The sequence below is a fragment of the Pseudonocardia sp. TRM90224 genome (assembly GCF_021245725.1).
GTDB lineage: Bacteria > Actinomycetota > Actinomycetes > Mycobacteriales > Pseudonocardiaceae > Pseudonocardia.
The window spans coordinates 247393-262327 of record NZ_JAJGSX010000009.1 but is presented as its reverse complement, the minus strand read 5'-3'; the positions used below and the strand labels follow the sequence as shown (position 1 = coordinate 262327).

General features: G+C 72.4%; 14 protein-coding genes. 3 read left to right on the top strand and 11 right to left on the bottom strand.

Features of this window, described 5'->3' with window-relative positions:
• Positions 1 to 37: 37 nt before the first annotated feature.
• The 6 genes from pyrF to pyrR are packed head-to-tail and all read right to left on the bottom strand — an operon-like array spanning position 38 to position 8141.
• Positions 38 to 865 carry an orotidine-5'-phosphate decarboxylase gene (gene pyrF, locus LL648_RS17490; RefSeq protein ID WP_374112060.1) on the bottom strand — a complete coding sequence of 276 codons (828 nt, stop codon included), beginning with the start codon at positions 863 to 865 and terminating at the stop codon, positions 38 to 40.
• The gene (gene carB, locus LL648_RS17485) at positions 862 to 4149 is read right to left on the bottom strand and encodes a carbamoyl-phosphate synthase large subunit (RefSeq protein ID WP_232663638.1); all 3288 of its coding nucleotides are present in this window, start codon (positions 4147 to 4149) and stop codon (positions 862 to 864) included. The genes pyrF and carB overlap by 4 nt, the downstream gene beginning before the upstream one ends.
• The gene (carA, locus tag LL648_RS17480; RefSeq protein ID WP_232663637.1) at positions 4149 to 5297 is read right to left on the bottom strand and encodes a glutamine-hydrolyzing carbamoyl-phosphate synthase small subunit; all 1149 of its coding nucleotides are present in this window, start codon (positions 5295 to 5297) and stop codon (positions 4149 to 4151) included. The genes carB and carA overlap by 1 nt, the downstream gene beginning before the upstream one ends.
• Complete coding sequence (locus LL648_RS17475) at positions 5294 to 6592, bottom strand: dihydroorotase (RefSeq protein ID WP_232663636.1); 1299 nt, start codon at positions 6590 to 6592, stop codon at positions 5294 to 5296. The genes carA and LL648_RS17475 overlap by 4 nt, the downstream gene beginning before the upstream one ends.
• Positions 6589 to 7533 carry an aspartate carbamoyltransferase catalytic subunit gene (locus LL648_RS17470; RefSeq protein ID WP_232663635.1) on the bottom strand — a complete coding sequence of 315 codons (945 nt, stop codon included), beginning with the start codon at positions 7531 to 7533 and terminating at the stop codon, positions 6589 to 6591. The genes LL648_RS17475 and LL648_RS17470 overlap by 4 nt, the downstream gene beginning before the upstream one ends.
• Positions 7530 to 8141, bottom strand: coding sequence for a bifunctional pyr operon transcriptional regulator/uracil phosphoribosyltransferase PyrR (gene pyrR, locus LL648_RS17465; protein ID WP_308190343.1), 612 nt, complete (start codon positions 8139 to 8141; stop codon positions 7530 to 7532). The genes LL648_RS17470 and pyrR overlap by 4 nt, the downstream gene beginning before the upstream one ends.
• A gap of 489 nt (positions 8142 to 8630) precedes the next feature.
• On the opposite strand from pyrR, the gene bldD reads away from it, so the two are divergent.
• Entirely contained in the window at positions 8631 to 9113 is a 483-nt protein-coding gene (bldD, locus tag LL648_RS17460) for a transcriptional regulator BldD (protein WP_232663634.1), read from the top strand.
• Positions 9114 to 9219: 106 nt separating this feature from the next.
• The gene (locus LL648_RS17455) at positions 9220 to 10224 is read left to right on the top strand and encodes a prenyltransferase (RefSeq protein ID WP_232663633.1); all 1005 of its coding nucleotides are present in this window, start codon (positions 9220 to 9222) and stop codon (positions 10222 to 10224) included.
• A gap of 23 nt (positions 10225 to 10247) precedes the next feature.
• Here the strand turns inward: LL648_RS17455 and nusB are convergent, their stop codons facing one another.
• The 3 genes from nusB to LL648_RS17440 all read right to left on the bottom strand — a co-directional run bounded on the left by nusB (position 10248) and on the right by LL648_RS17440 (position 12532).
• Entirely contained in the window at positions 10248 to 10667 is a 420-nt protein-coding gene (gene nusB / locus LL648_RS17450; RefSeq protein ID WP_232663702.1) for a transcription antitermination factor NusB, read from the bottom strand.
• Between the two features lie 2 nt (positions 10668 to 10669).
• Positions 10670 to 11233 carry an elongation factor P gene (efp, locus tag LL648_RS17445; RefSeq protein WP_232663632.1) on the bottom strand — a complete coding sequence of 188 codons (564 nt, stop codon included), beginning with the start codon at positions 11231 to 11233 and terminating at the stop codon, positions 10670 to 10672.
• A 198-nt stretch (positions 11234 to 11431) separates the two neighbouring features.
• Positions 11432 to 12532: a M24 family metallopeptidase gene (locus LL648_RS17440; RefSeq protein WP_374112059.1), complete on the bottom strand. Its 1101-nt coding sequence runs from the start codon at positions 12530 to 12532 to the stop codon at positions 11432 to 11434.
• Between the two features lie 62 nt (positions 12533 to 12594).
• Here LL648_RS17440 and LL648_RS17435 point away from each other — a divergent pair, with 62 nt between their 5' ends.
• Positions 12595 to 12822: a DUF6458 family protein gene (locus tag LL648_RS17435; protein ID WP_232663631.1), complete on the top strand. Its 228-nt coding sequence runs from the start codon at positions 12595 to 12597 to the stop codon at positions 12820 to 12822.
• 94 nt (positions 12823 to 12916) lie between these two features.
• Here LL648_RS17435 and aroB read toward each other — a convergent pair whose 3' ends face one another.
• Together aroB and LL648_RS17425 are read right to left on the bottom strand one after the other, a co-directional pair.
• Positions 12917 to 14011 carry a 3-dehydroquinate synthase gene (gene aroB / locus LL648_RS17430; protein ID WP_232663630.1) on the bottom strand — a complete coding sequence of 365 codons (1095 nt, stop codon included), beginning with the start codon at positions 14009 to 14011 and terminating at the stop codon, positions 12917 to 12919.
• Positions 14008 to 14628, bottom strand: a complete 621-nt coding sequence (locus LL648_RS17425; RefSeq protein WP_232663629.1) for a shikimate kinase — start codon at positions 14626 to 14628, stop codon at positions 14008 to 14010. Before LL648_RS17425 ends, aroB begins: the two co-directional genes overlap by 4 nt.
• Positions 14629 to 14935 lie beyond the last annotated feature (307 nt).

The window sequence follows — 14935 nt, the reverse complement described above, 5'->3', positions numbered from 1 at the left end:
GTGGCATGCAACGGGGACGTGCTCGGCCGTTCGTTCCCTACCCGAGCTCGTCCCGCAACGTCAGCGCCGCGGCGCGCAGCGTCGCCACGTCTGGCCCAGCGCGCAGCACCGAGCGCGACGCCGAGGGCAGCACGACCCCGCGGACGTCGGTGAAGCGCGCGGCGATGTCGGCCGGGCCCGCGCCCTGCGCGCCGAGCCCGGGGGCGAGCACGGCGCCGTTCAGCTCGGTGAGGTCGAGGCCGTGGTCGATCGTCGCGCCGACGACGACACCGACGTCGCCGAGGGTCGCGGCGCCGGCGTTGCGGGCCGCCGCGGCGTTCACGATCCCCTGCGCCACGCTGCGGTCCCCCAAAGCCGCCAGCTGCACGTCGGCGCCCTCCGGGTTGGACGTGCGGGCCAGCACGATCGCGCCACGGCCGGCATCGGCCGCCGCGTCGAGCGCCGGCACGAGCGAGCCGAACCCCAGGTAGGGCGAGAGGGTCATCGCGTCGGCGCCCAGCGGCGCGCCGATCGCGAGGTACGCGTCGGCGTAGCCGTCCATCGTGGAGCCGACGTCGCCGCGCTTCGCGTCCAGCAGCGTGAGCGTCGGGGTGCCCTCGAACGCGGCCAGCAGCTGCTCCAGCACCGCGATGCCCCGCGAGCCGTGCCGCTCGAAGAACGCCGACTGCGGTTTGACGACGGCGACGTGCCCGGCGAACGCCTCCGCGCACGCTCCGGCGAACTCCTTCAGCCCGGCGTCGTCGTCGGTGAGCCCCCACTCGGCCAGCAACGATGGGTGCGGGTCGATGCCCACGCACAGCGGGCCGAACCGCGCGACAGCCGCAGCGAGCCGCTCCCCGAACGTCCCGCTCGGCAGGGCGCTCACGGCCGCGACTTCTTCAGCGCCTGGTGCGCGTCCTGCAAGGACCGCACCCCGATCTTGCCCGCGATCATCGCCTCGATCCCCTGCACCGCCGCGGCGGCGCCCTGGACGGTCGTGATGCACGGGATCCCGCGCGACACGGCGGCGGCCCGGATCTCGTAGCCGTCCACGCGCGGTCCGGAGTTGCCGTACGGGGTGTTGATGATCATGTCGACGTCGCCGTCGAGGATCCGCTCGATGATCGTCTGCCCGCCCTCGTAGTGCTTGCGCACGACGGTCGCGGCGATGCCGTGGCGGCGCAGGACGTCCGCGGTGCCGCTCGTGGCGAGCACCTCGAAGCCCAGCGCGGCCAGGCGCAGCACCGGGAACACCATCGCGCGCTTGTCCCGGTCGGCCATCGAGACGAACACCCGCCCGGACGTGGGCAGCGAGCCGTAGGCCGCCGCCTGCGACTTCGCGAACGCCGCGCCGAAGGAGGCGTCGAAGCCCATCACCTCGCCGGTCGACTTCATCTCCGGCCCGAGCAGCGGGTCGACGCCGTGGCCCTCCCTGGTGCGGAAGCGGTGGAACGGCAGCACGGCCTCCTTCACCGCGATCGGCGCGTCGGGCGGCAGCTCGCCGCCGTCGCCGGTCGTGGGCAGCAGGCCCTCGTCGCGCAGCTCGGCGATGGTGGCGCCGAGCATGATCCGCGCGGCGGCCTTGGCCAGCGGCACTGCCGTCGCCTTCGACACGAACGGCACGGTCCGCGACGCACGCGGGTTGGCCTCCAGCACGTAGAGCGTCTCGTTGTGCAGCGCGTACTGGACGTTGAGCAGCCCGCGGACGCCCACCCCGTGCGCGATCGCCTCGGTGGAGCGGCGCACCGCGTCGAGCACCGAGCGGCCCAGCGTGATCGGCGGCAGCGTGCACGACGAGTCGCCGGAGTGGATGCCGGCCTCCTCGATGTGCTCCATCACGCCACCGAGGAAAACCTCGTCGCCGTCGCACAGCGCGTCGACGTCGATCTCGATGGCGTCGTCGAGGAACCGGTCGACCAGCACCGGGCGGTCCTCGCTGATCGTCGTCGCACGCGAGATGTAGCCGGCGAGCGTGTCGTCGTCGTAGACGATCTCCATGCCGCGCCCGCCCAGCACGTAGGACGGGCGGACCAGCACCGGGTAGCCGATCCGAGCGGCGATCTCCTTGGCCTGCTCGAACGACGTCGCCATGCCGAACGCGGGCGCCGGCAGCCCGGCGGCGGCCAGCACATCGCCGAACGCGCCGCGGTCCTCCGCGAGGTCGATCGCGGCCGCGCTGGTGCCGACGACCGGCACGCCGGCCTCGGTGAGCCGCTGCGCCAGCCCGAGCGGGGTCTGCCCGCCCAGCTGCACGATCACCCCGACGACCGTGCCCGACGCCTGTTCGGCGTGCACCACCTCCAGCACGTCCTCGAACGTCAGCGGCTCGAAGTAGAGGCGGTCGGCGGTGTCGTAGTCGGTGGAGACGGTCTCCGGGTTGCAGTTGACCATCACGGTCTCGAAGCCGGCCTCGCGCAGCGCCATCACGGCGTGCACGCACGAGTAGTCGAACTCGATGCCCTGCCCGATCCGGTTCGGCCCGGAGCCGAGGATCAGCACCTTCGGCTTCTCGGTCTGCGGCGCGACCTCCGACTCCGCGGCGGGGTCGGACTCGTAGGCGCTGTAGTGGTACGGCGTGGTGGCCGCGAACTCCGCGGCGCAGGTGTCGACGGTCTTGTAGACCGGGCGGACGCCCAGGCGGTGCCGCAGCAGCCGCACGCCGTCCTCACCGGCGAACTCCGGGCGCAGCGCGGCGAGCTGGCGGTCCGACAGGCCGGCTCGCTTCGCCTTGCGCAACAGCGCGGCGTCGAGCACGGCGGCGTCGAGGATCTCCTGGCGCAGCTCGACGAGGCCCTCGACCTGGTCGACGAACCACGGGTCGATGCCCGTGCGCCGCGCGACCTCGGCGACGCTCGCGCCGTTGCGCAGCGCGCGCTCGACGCCGTAGATGCGCCCGTCGGTCGGCATCGCGATGTCCGGCCCACCCTCGGGGTCGGGCGTCGTCCAGAAGCTCGCGGCGGTGGTCTCCATCGAGCGCAGCGCCTTGCCGAACGCCTCGGGGAACGAGCGGCCCAGCGCCATCGCCTCGCCGACGCTCTTCATCGTCGTGGTCAGCTCGGGGTCGGCGCCGGGGAACTTCTCGAACGCGAACCGCGGGATCTTCACCACGACGTAGTCGAGCGTCGGCTCGAACGCCGCGGGGGTCTCGCCGGTGATGTCGTTGCGGATCTCGTCGAGCGTGTAGCCGATGGCCAGCCGCGCGGCGATCTTCGCGATCGGGAAGCCGGTGGCCTTCGACGCGAGCGCCGAGGACCGCGAGACCCGCGGGTTCATCTCGATCACGACGAGGCGACCCGTCTCGGGGTGCACCGCGAACTGGATGTTGCAGCCACCGGTGTCGACGCCGACCGCGCGCAGGACGTCGATGCCGACGTCACGCATGTGCTGGTACTCGCGGTCAGTGAGCGTCATCGCGGGCGCGACGGTGATCGAGTCGCCGGTGTGCACGCCCATCGGGTCGATGTTCTCGATCGAGCAGATGACGACCACGTTGTCGTTGCGGTCGCGCATCAGCTCCAGCTCGTACTCCTTCCAGCCGAGCACCGACTCCTCGATGAGCACCTCGGACACCGGCGAGGCCGCGAGCCCGCCACCGGCGAGCCGCTCCAGGTCGGCCTCGGTGTGCGCCATGCCGGAGCCGAGCCCGCCCATCGTGAACGACGGCCGGATGACCACGGGCAGCCCCCGCTCGGCGACCGCCTCCCGCACCTCGTCCATCGAGTGGCAGACGGCCGAGCGCGGCACGTCGCCGCCGACCGACTGCACGATCTCCTTGAACTTCAGCCGGTCCTCACCGCGCTGGATCGCGTCGATGTCGGCGCCGATGAGCTCGACGCCGTAGCGCTCCAGCACACCGCGCTCGTGCAGCGCGACGGCGGTGTTCAGCGCCGTCTGCCCGCCGAGCGTCGCGAGCACGGCGTCGGGCCGCTCGGCCGCGATCACCTGCTCCACGAACTCCGGCGTGATCGGCTCGACGTATGTGGCGTCGGCGAACTCGGGGTCCGTCATGATCGTCGCGGGGTTCGAGTTGACCAGGGACACCCTGATCCCCTCGGCCTGGAGCACCCGGCACGCCTGGGTACCGGAGTAGTCGAACTCGCACGCCTGTCCGATGACGATCGGCCCGGAGCCGATCACCATCACGTGCCGGATGTCGTCGCGCTTCGGCATCAGGACCGAACTCCTGTTTCGATCGAACGGCCGCCGGCCGCCATCAGGTCCACGAACCGGTCGAACAGGTCCGCGGCGTCGTGCGGCCCCGCCGCGGCCTCCGGGTGGTACTGCACGCTGAACGCCGGGACGTCCAGCGCGGCGAGCCCCTCGACGCATCCGTCGTTCGGGCAGGTGTGGGTGATCTGCGCGGGCCCGAACGGGGTGTCGAACCGCTCCCCCGCCTCACCCTCCACGGCGAACCCGTGGTTCTGCGACGTGATCGCGACCCGGCCGGTGGCGTGCTCGACGACCGGGATGTTGATGCCGCGGTGCCCGTAGCGCAGCTTGTACGTGCCGCGGCCGAGCGCACGGGCGAGGATCTGGTTGCCGAAGCAGATGCCGAAGAGCGGGATCCGCCGCTCCAGCACCTCACGCGTCAGCGCGACCGGACCGTCGGCCGTCGCCGGGTCGCCAGGGCCGTTGGAGAGGAACACCCCGTCGACGCCGAGCGCCTCGATCTGCTCGATCGACGAGCCCGCCGGCAGCACGTGCGTCTCGATGCCACGCGCCGCCATCATGCGCGGGGTGTTCGACTTGATCCCGACGTCGATCGCCGCGACCGTGAACCGCTTCTCCCCCGCTGCCGGCACGACGTAGGGCTCGCGCGTGGTCACCGCGCCGTACAGGTCGGCGCCCTCCATCGGGGGGCTGCCGAGCACCCGCGCGACCAGCTCGTCGTCGGGCGCCAGCGCATCGCCGGAGAAGACCCCGGAGCGCATCGCGCCACGCTCGCGCAGGTGGCGCACCAGCGCGCGGGTGTCGATGCCCGCAACGCCGACGACGCCCTGCTCGACGAGCGCGTCGCCGAGCGACCGGCGCGAGCGCCAGTTCGACGGCGTGCGGCTCGGGTCGCGCACGACGTACCCGGCGACCTGGATCTTCGCCGACTCGTCGTCCTCGTCGTTCCAGCCGGTGTTGCCGATCTGCGGCGCGGTCTGCACCACGATCTGGCGGTGGTACGAGGGGTCGGTCAACGTCTCCTGGTAGCCGGTCATGCCGGTCGTGAAGACCGCCTCGCCCAGCCCCTGCCCGCGCGCGCCGTACGCCTCGCCGCGGAAGATCCGCCCGTCCTCGAGCACCAATACCGCATTCGTTCCGCCGGTCATGCCGCCACCTTCCCGTCCCTGGCGGTGATGCGGCCACGCAAAATGGTGGCCGTCACCGTCGCGGGCAGCCGCATCCCCTCGAAGGGGGTGTTGGCGGCCTTGCTCGCCAGCGATCCCCCTCGGACCGTCCACACGCCGTCCGGATCGACCAGCGCGAAGGTCGCCGGCTCGCCGACCGCGATGGGCCGGCCGTGGTCCGGGAGCCCGCCGATCTCCGCGGGCCGCTCGGAGAGCACGCGGGCGACACCTCGCCAGTCGAGCAGGCCCGGCTCCACCATCGTGTGCACGACGATCGACAGCGCCGTCTGCAGCCCGAGCATGCCCGGCCGCGCGGCGGCCCACTCGGTGTCCTTGTACTGCGCGGCGTGCGGGGCGTGGTCGGTCGCGACGACGTCGATCACGCCCTCCGCGAGCGCCTCGCGCATCGCGCGCGTGTCGGCTGCCGTGCGCAGCGGCGGGTTGACCTTGTTGACCGGGTCGTAGCTGGTCAGCGCCGCGTCGGTGAGCAGCAGGTGGTGCGGGGTGACCTCGGCGCTCACCCGCACGCCCGCCGCCTTCGCGGCCCGGAGCACGTCGATCGTGCGGGCCGAGGACACGTGGCAGACGTGCAGCGCGGCCTTCGCCTCGCGGGCCAGCGCGCAGTCGCGCGCGACGATCGTCTCCTCGGCCGTCGCCGGCCAGCCGGCCAGCCCGAGCCGGGAGGCGACCACCCCCTCGTGCGCCTGCGCGCCGACGGTCAGCCGGTGGTCCTCGGCGTGCTGGGCGATCACGACGTTGAGCGCGGACGCGTACTCCAGCGCCCTGCGCATGATCACCGGGTCGTTCACGCACTTGCCGTCGTCGGAGAACATCCGCACCTCGGCGCGGCTCCTGGCCATCGTGCCCAGCTCGGCCATCTGCTCGCCGGCGAGCCCGACGGTGACGGCGCCGACCGGGTGCACGTCGACGAGCCCGACCTCCGCGCCGCGGCGGCGCACGTGCTCGACGACGACCTCGGAGTCGGCCACCGGGTCGGTGTTGGGCATCGCGAACACCGCGGTGAAGCCGCCCAGCGCGGCCGCGGCCGAGCCGCTCGCGATGGTCTCCGACTCCTCGCCGCCCGGCTCGCGCAGGTGCGTGTGCAGGTCGACGAAGCCCGGCAGGAGCACGGCGCCGTCGGCGTCGAGCACCTCGACGGACTCGTCGCGCGCGCCGGCCAGACCCGCGCCGATCTCGGTCACGACACCGTCGCGCACGACGACGTCGACGAGCTCACCTTCTCCGTACGGCCTCGCATTGGTGATCAACAGGTTCACGCTGGGGCTCCCGCGAGCAGGTGGTAGAGGACGGCCATCCGCACGTGCACGCCGTTGCGCACCTGTGCGAGCACGGCCGACGAGGCCGAGTCGGCGACGCTGGGAGCGATCTCCATGCCGCGCACCATCGGGCCGGGGTGCATCACGACCGCGTGCTCCGGCAGCAACGCGGCGCGCTCCGCCGAGAGCCCGTAGCCGATCGCGTACTCGCGGGCCGATGGGAAGAACGCGCCGTGCATGCGCTCGGCCTGCACGCGCAGCATCATCACCGCGTCGAGCGCCGGCAGCTCGGCGTCGAGCGAGTCGCTCACGCGGCACGGCCACTCCGCCACACCGACCGGCAGCAGCGTCGGCGGCGCAACCAGCACGACGTCCGCGCCCAGCGTGGCCAGCAGGAACACGTTGGATCGGGCGACCCGGCTGTGCAGGATGTCCCCGACGATCGCGATCCGGCGCCCCGCGATGCCGCCGAGCCGGTCGCGCAGCGTCGCGGCGTCGAGCAGCGCCTGCGTGGGGTGCTCGTGGGTGCCGTCGCCGGCGTTGACGATCGACGTGTGCGTGCCGGTGGCCTCGTGGTCGCGGTCCGACCAGGCGGCCATGCGGTGCGCGGCGCCGGAGGCGGGGTGGCGCACGATGACGCAGTCGGCCCCCATGGCGGAGAGCGTGAGCGACGTGTCGCGCAGCGACTCGCCCTTGCTCACCGACGAACCCGAGGCGCTCACGTTCACCGTGTCGGCGCTCATCCACTTGCCGGCGACCTCGAAGGAGACGCGGGTGCGGGTCGAGTTCTCGTAGAACATCGTGATCACGGTGCGGCCGCGCAGCGTCGGCAGCTTGCGCACCTCACGGCCCAGCAACGCCTGCTTGAGCCGGTCGGACGTGTCGAGCAGGTCCGTCGCGGCCGCGGCGTCCAGGTCGGTCACGGAGAGCAGGTGCTTCACGACTCCCGCCCGCTTTCCTCTGGGTTCGCCTCTGGCCCGACGCGGCGCAGCCGGACGCTGTCGCTGCCGTCGGTCTCCTCCAGCAGCACGAGGATCTGCTCGTCCGAGGCGGTCGGCACGTTCTTGCCCACGTAGTCGGCGCGGATCGGCAGCTCGCGGTGGCCGCGGTCGACCAGCACCGCGAGCTGCACCGCGCGGGGACGGCCGTGGTCGGCGAGCGCGTCGAGCGCGGCCCGCACCGTCCGGCCCGACATCAGCACGTCGTCGACGAGCACGACCAGCGCGTCGTCGAGGCCGCCTTCGGGGATGTCGGTGTCCTCCAGCGCGCGGGCGGGGCGGCGGCGCAGGTCGTCGCGGTAGAGCGTGGGGTCGACGACGCCGACCGCGGGCGCTGTTCCGGCGAACTCCGCGATGGCGGCGCCGAGGCGGCGCACGAGCACCGCGCCGCGCGTGGGGATGCCGATGAGCACCACGTTCTCGGTGCCCGCGGTCTTCTCGATGATCTGGTGCGCGATCCGCGCGATGGTGCGGGTGACGTCGGCGGCGCTCAGCAGCTCCCGTGTGGGAGCGCCCTCGCCTGCCGGGTCCCCGCGGCGGTCGTCCGCCACGAGACTCTCCTTTCCCGCCTCACGGGACGGGCTTTAAAGGAACCGAACCGGTCTCGGCGACCGTACCAGCGCGTGCACCCCGCAACCGTCTCCGACGCCCCCGAGCATCGCCGATGTCACACCGGGTGGGATCCGAAACGACACCCACTCGTACCCCTACCGTCACGGCAGTGCCACCATCGCAACGTGGATCGGACACGCCCAGTGGGACGTAACGCCTGGCCCGCCGCTGTCGATCAGCCGTTCGAGTGGTCTCGACGCTTTACCCCACCGGTAGGGGGTAGGCGGCTTGACCGATCGGCGGAGCAAGCGCATGATTACTCTCCGTATTGATCGACTACTCCCAGGGTGGCCGCGGTAGCGGGGGGCACCACCACGACAAACGGGACAGCAGCCCAACGCGGAACCCCCGCAACGGGCAGCAGCCCACCTACGTCAGCACCAGGTCGGTCCCGCGGCCGACGGAACGCAAGTGAGGAGGTCGCCACCATGGGCGACTACGCCAAGGCGCTCGGCGGCAAGCTCCGAGCCATCCGGCAGCAACAGGGGTTGTCGCTGCACGGGGTCGAGCAGAAGTCGGGTGGCCGCTGGAAGGCGGTCGTGGTGGGTTCCTACGAGCGCGGCGACCGCGCTGTCACCGTGCAGAAGCTGGCCGAGCTGGCCGACTTCTACGGCGTTCCGGTCGCCGAGCTGCTCCCGGAAGGCCGCGTGCCCTCCGGCTCCGAGCCGGCCACCAAGATCGTGATCAACCTGGAACGGTTGCAGCAGCTGCCCGCCGACAAGGTGGGCCCTCTCGCCCGCTACGCCGCCGCGATCCAGAGCCAGCGAGGCGACTACAACGGCAAGGTGCTCTCGATCCGCTCGGAGGACCTCCGCTCGCTCTCGATCATCTACGACATGACGCCGGGCGAGCTCACCGACCAGCTGATCAGCTGGGGTGTGTTGCCGCCGGAGGCCCGTCCGGCCCAGTGAGCTTGCATGCGGCACCTGGGGAAGGGTGCCGCATGCCCGAGCCGCGCTTCCGTCCCGCTCCGCGGGCAGGGGGCGCGGCTCGGGCATGCCTGGAAGACTTGATCCCGTGACCGCCGGCTCGCGCATCCGCTCGCTGGGCCGCGCGTGGGCCTACGCCCTGCGCACGACCAACCCGCCGCCGGACGAGCCGGCTGACGCCGTCACCCGGTGGATCGTCGTCACGCGCGCCGCCGTGCTGCCGATGACGCTGGTGTCGGGCCTGGTCGCGGCCCTGCTGGCGATCGGGCACCCCGCCCTCGACGTCGGGTTGCTGGTGCTCGCGATCGTCGGGATCGTGCTCGCGCACCTCGCCAACAACCTCATGAACGACCTCTACGACACGACGTCGGGCAGCGACACGGCGAGCTATCCCCGCGCGCTCTACGCGCCGCACCCCGTGCTCTCCGGGCTGGTCAGCAGGCGCACGCTGCTCGTCGCGATCGTGCTGGTCAACGCCGCCGACCTCGTGATCCTCGTGGTGCTGGCACTCGCACGCGGCTGGCCGGTCGTCGCCTTCGCCGTGGCGGGGTTCGTCCTGAGCGTCGCCTACACCGCGCCGCCGCTGCGGCTGAAGAAGCGCGGGCTCGGCGAGCCGGACGTGCTGGTCGTCTGGGGCCCGCTGATGGTCGGCGGGACGTACTTCAGCGCGACCGGCTCGATCACGTGGCAGGTGCTGCTGGCGTCGGTGCCCTACGGGCTGCTGTGCACCACCGTGCTGATGGGCAAGCACATCGACAAGATCCCCTTCGACGCGCCGCTCGGCATCCGCACGCTGCCCGTGCTGCTGGGCGATCGGAGAGCGCGCGCCGTCACGCTCGGGCTGATGGTGGCGTTCTACGTGCTCGTGGGCGTCGCGGTGCTGGTGGGGGCCATGCCGTGGCCCGCGCTCGCCGTGGTGCTCGCGCTGCCCCGGCTGCGCAAGGTGTGGCCGCGCTTCCGGCGCCCGCCGCCGAGCGAACCGCCGGCGGGCTTCCCGGTGTGGCCGCTCTGGTACGCGGCGCTGGCCTGGGTGCACGTCCGGCAGGCCGGCGCGCTGCTCGTGCTGGGGCTGGCGGTGGGCGCGGCCCTGTGACCGCGCGGTGGCTCAGCGGTCGCTCAGCGGTTGGTGCGCAGGTGCTCGGCGATGTCGGCGATCCGGCCGAGCACGCCGTTGAGGAAGCGCGGGCTGTCGTCGGTGGACAGCGTGCGCGCCAGCTCGACGGCTTCCGTGATCGCGACCGGGTCGTCGATCTCGTCGACCCACAGCAGCTCGAACACACCGATCCGCAGCAACGTGCGGTCGACGGCCGGCATCCGCGCGACCGTCCACCCCTCGGCGTGCTCGGCGAGCAGCTGGTCGATCCGCTCGCGGTGCTCGACGACACCCTCGACGAGCATCGCCGCGTAGTCGGAGACCGGCGGCGCGTCGTCGGTGGCCCGCCGGGCGGCGAGGACCGTCAACGGGTCGTCACCGCGTGCCTCGGACTCGAACAGGATGTCCAAAGCCCGCTTGCGCGCCTTGGTGCGGGCTCGCAACATCAGCTGGAGACGCGGCCGAGGTAACGCCCGTCGCGGGTGTCCACCTTGACCTTCTCGCCGGACGTGACGAACAGCGGCACCTGGATCTCCGCACCCGTCTCGAGCGTCGCCGGCTTCGTGCCGCCGGTGGAGCGGTCACCCTGCAGGCCGGGGTCGGTGTGCGAGATGATGATCTCGACCGACGTCGGCAGCTCGACGTAGAGCGGCACACCCTCGTGCAGCGCGACCATCGCCTTCTGGTTCTCCAGGAGGTAGTTGGCGGCGTCGCCGACCGTGCCCTCCGGGATCGGGATCTGGTCGAACGTGTCGCCGTCCATGAAGACGAAGTCGGCGCCGTCGCGGTAGAGGTAGCTCATGTCGCGGCGGTCGACGACAGCCGTGTCGACCTTGGTACCGGCGTTGAAGGTCTTGTCGACGACCTTCCCGGTCATGACGTTCTTCAGCGTGGTGCGCACGAACGCGCCACCCTTGCCGGGCTTCACGTGCTGGAACGCCGTGACCGACCACAGCTGGCCGTCGAGGTTGAGCACCAAGCCGTTCTTCAGGTCATTCGTCGTGGCCACGTGCGGGCATCTCCTGCGTCTGTACGGGCGCGGACTCGGCTGCGGGTGCCGGGGATACCGGGCACCGCCGTCACGCGTCGGGGGTGTGCATCGAAGCGGCCCCGCAGCACGGCGCCGTCGTCCGCCCACCAGGGTACCGGCTACCACCGCGGAACCGGCCACGGGCTCCACACAAGATCGTTCTGGACCGGCCCGGACTCACCCGACCTCGACGAGCTCCTTGGTCGTCATCGTCAGCAGCTCGGGCGGGCCGTCGTGCACCACGAGGGTGTCCTCGATGCGCACCCCGCCGCGGCCGGGGAGGTAGACGCCCGGCTCGACCGTCACCGCCATGCCCGCGGCCAGCTCACCCGTCGCGGTCGCGCCCAGCCACGGGGGCTCGTGGATCTGCAGCCCGACGCCGTGGCCCAGGCCGTGCACGAACTCCTCACCGCGCCCGGCGTCGACGATGACGGTGCGGGCGGCGCTGTCGACGTCGGCAGCCGCGACGCCCGGAGCGAGGGCAGCACAGCCGGCCCGCTGGGCTGCCGCGACCAGCTCGTACACCTCGCGCTGCCAGTCGGCGGGCGCGCCGAGCACGAGCGTTCGGGTCATGTCGGAGTGGTAGCCGTCGACTAGCGCCCCGAAATCGATCTTCACGAGGTCGCCGCGGCGCAGCTGCGCGCCGGTGGGCCGGTGGTGTGGCACCGCCGAGTTCGCGCCGGCGGCCACGATGGTCTCGAACGACGGGCCCGCCGCACCGTGCTCGCGCATCCGGTTCTCCAGGTCGATCGCGACCTCGGCCTCGGTGCGGCCGGCGGCGATCCCGCCGGCGGCGACCAGGTCGGCGAGCGCGGCGTCGGCCGCGGCACACGCCGCGCGCAGCGCCACGACCTCCGCTTCGTCCTTCACCAGCCGCAGCTGCTGCACGAGCCCCGGCGCCCGCTGCAGCTCGACCCCCTCGGCCGCCGCTGCCAGCGCGGCGTGCGCGTCGACGGTCACGTGGTCCGACTCGAACCCGAGCCGGCGCACCCCCCACCCGCCGGCGCCCTTCGCGACGAACAGCGCGCTCGCCCGGTCGATCACCGTCTCCAGGTCGGGCACCTCGGCCCGGGCCTGTGTCGTGTACCGGCCGTCGGTGCAGAACCGGCTCGCCGCATCACCCGCCGCGCTGATCAGCAGCACCGCGTTCGAGCCCGTGAACCCGGTCAGGTAGCGGACGTTGACGAGGTCGGTGACCAGCAGCGCATCGACGTCCGACGCCGGCAGCAGCGCACGCAGAGCACCTCGACGGAGGGCATAGGGCATGTCGGCGGTCATGCACCGCACCCTATTCGGCGAAGAGGAGGTGTTCCGATCACGCGAGGCGGGTATGCACCGGTATGAGAATCGGATCGAGCATCGGCTTGGTCGCGGTCGGGCTGATACTGGCGCTCGCCGTGCGCGTCGACCTCTTCGGCATCGACCTGACCATGGTCGGGTGGATCCTCGCCATCGTCGGCGCGATCGGCCTCGTCGCGAGCATCGTCATGGCACGCCAGAACCGCCCGGTCGTCACGACCCGCCCCGACGTCTACCCGCCGCCGCGCGACCCGGACGTGCGCTACTGACGCCCGGCCCCACGCGACCGGTGCCACGGCAGCGCAGGCTGCCGTGGCACCGTGAAGCGTCTGAACCGGCGCTGAGCGTCTTCTACCGGGCTCCTCAGCCCGAGATCGCCGCGTAGGCCGTCTCGAGCAGCTCAGGAGCGGGACCTTCGAGCCGCCCCGGTTGCGCGATCCCGTCGAGCACGACGAACCGCAACATCCCGGCGCGCGACTTCTTGTCGCCGCGCATGGTCTCCACCAGCTCGGGCAGCACGCCCGCGGTGTAGGAGACCGGCAGCCCGACCGATTCGAGCACCGCGCGGTGCCGATCGGCGGTCGCGTCGTCCAACCGGCCGGCCGCGCGGGCCAGCTCGGCGGCGAATACCAGCCCGACGCTGACCGCGGAACCGTGGCGCCAGCGGTACTCCTCGCGGCGCTCGATGGCATGGCCGAATGTGTGGCCGTAGTTGAGGATCTCCCGCAGGTGCGACTCACGCAGGTCGGCCGCGACGACGTCGGCCTTCACCTGGATGGAACGGCGCACCAGCTCCGGCAACGCCGCGCCGGCGGGGTCGAGCGCCGCGCGCGGATCGGTCTCGTACAGCTCCAGGATCCTCGGGTCGGCGATGAAGCCGGCCTTGATGATCTCCGCGCTGCCGGCGACGATCTCGGCCTCCGGCAGGGAGTCGAGCGTCGCGAGGTCGACGAGCACCGCGGAGGGTTCGTGGAAGGCGCCGACCAGGTTCTTGCCGGCGGCGGTGTTGATGCCCGTCTTGCCGCCCACGGCGGCGTCGACCATCGCGAGCAGCGTCGTCGGGACGTGCACGACCCGCACGCCGCGCATCCACGTCGCCGCGACGAACCCGGCGAGGTCGGTGGTGGCCCCGCCGCCGAGCGACACAACGACGTCCCCCCGGGTGAGCCCGACCTGGCCGCACACCTCCCAGCAGAAGCCGGCAACGGCGAGCGCCTTGCCTTCCTCCGCGTCGGGGATCTCGACGCGGTGCGCGTCGATCCCGCCGGCTTCCAGCTCCGCGCGGACCTTCTCGGCGACCTCGGCGAGCGCGGGCTGGTGGATCAGCACCGCGGCGGCTGCGCCGAGCCCGCCGAGGACCTCGGGCAGCAGGCCGCGCACCCCGCGGCCGATGTGCACGGGATAGGGCCGCTCGGTGGCGACGTCGATCCGCACGCGCTCCTCGTTCGCGGCGCTCACGGTCGCACCACCGGGTCGGGCAGGGCCGCTCCGCCGCGCGGGGTGGGCTGGTCGAGGGGGTCGTCGGGGTCGAACGGGTCGGGCGGCGCGTCGGCCGGCAGCTCGCCGAGCGCGATCAGCGCGGCGCGGGCGACCTCGTTCGGGCTGCGCCGATCGGTGTCCACCTGGACGGTCGCGACCTCGCGGTAGAGCGGCGCGCGGGCATCGAGCAGCGCCTTGAACGTGGCCCGCGGGTTCACCCCGGCCAGCAGCGGGCGCGCAGTGGACATGCCAGTGCGACGGATCCCGTCGGCGAGCCCGACCGACAGGTGCACAACGCGGTGCGCGCGCAGCCGCTCCCGCGTCTCCGCCGCCAGCACGGAGCCGCCGCCGAGTGCGAGCACCCCGGCCTCGGTCTCCAACGCCTCCGCGACGACCTGCCGTTCGAGCGCGCGGAACGCGTCCTCGCCGTCGTCCAGGAACATGTCGGCGATCGACTTGCCGATGCGTTCGACGATCAGCTCGTCGACGTCGGTGAACTCCACGCCGAGCCTGCGGGCGAGCACGTGACCCACCGTCGTCTTGCCTGAGCCGGGCGGGCCGACCAGCACCAGCCGGGGTCGTCGTTCCGATGTCACCGTGCGCAGCCTACTCGGGCGGCTTGACCGATCCGGGAGCCGACCGTTGCGACGAACGGTCGAACGACGTACCGCTGATCCGCTCCCCGCTGACGGACTGCAGGCCAGCGCAGGGCATGTGATCGACCGCTCGGGGGCTTCGCTAATGTCGGGCCGGCGGATCACATACTGCCAGTGACGAGTGAGTCAGCCGGCGTCGCACGATCGGAGCTTCCGTGGACGAGGAGAGCGAGCACCGCGAGTCAGGTCTTCCTGCGCCGCGCCCGCCCTTCGAAGCTGGGCACGCAGCCATCCCCGTGCCCTCGCC

Excerpts from the sequence above, each read along its gene's own strand:
- carB (WP_232663638.1), bottom strand. The coding sequence starts at position 4,149 with ATGCCGAAGCGCGACGACATCCGGCACGTGATGGTGATCGGCTCCGGG.
- carA (WP_232663637.1), bottom strand. The coding sequence starts at position 5,297 with ATGACCGGCGGAACGAATGCGGTATTGGTGCTCGAGGACGGGCGGATC.
- bldD (WP_232663634.1), top strand. The coding sequence starts at position 8,631 with ATGGGCGACTACGCCAAGGCGCTCGGCGGCAAGCTCCGAGCCATCCGG.
- LL648_RS17440 (WP_374112059.1), bottom strand. The coding sequence starts at position 12,532 with ATGACCGCCGACATGCCCTATGCCCTCCGTCGAGGTGCTCTGCGTGCG.
- LL648_RS17435 (WP_232663631.1), top strand. The coding sequence starts at position 12,595 with ATGAGAATCGGATCGAGCATCGGCTTGGTCGCGGTCGGGCTGATACTG.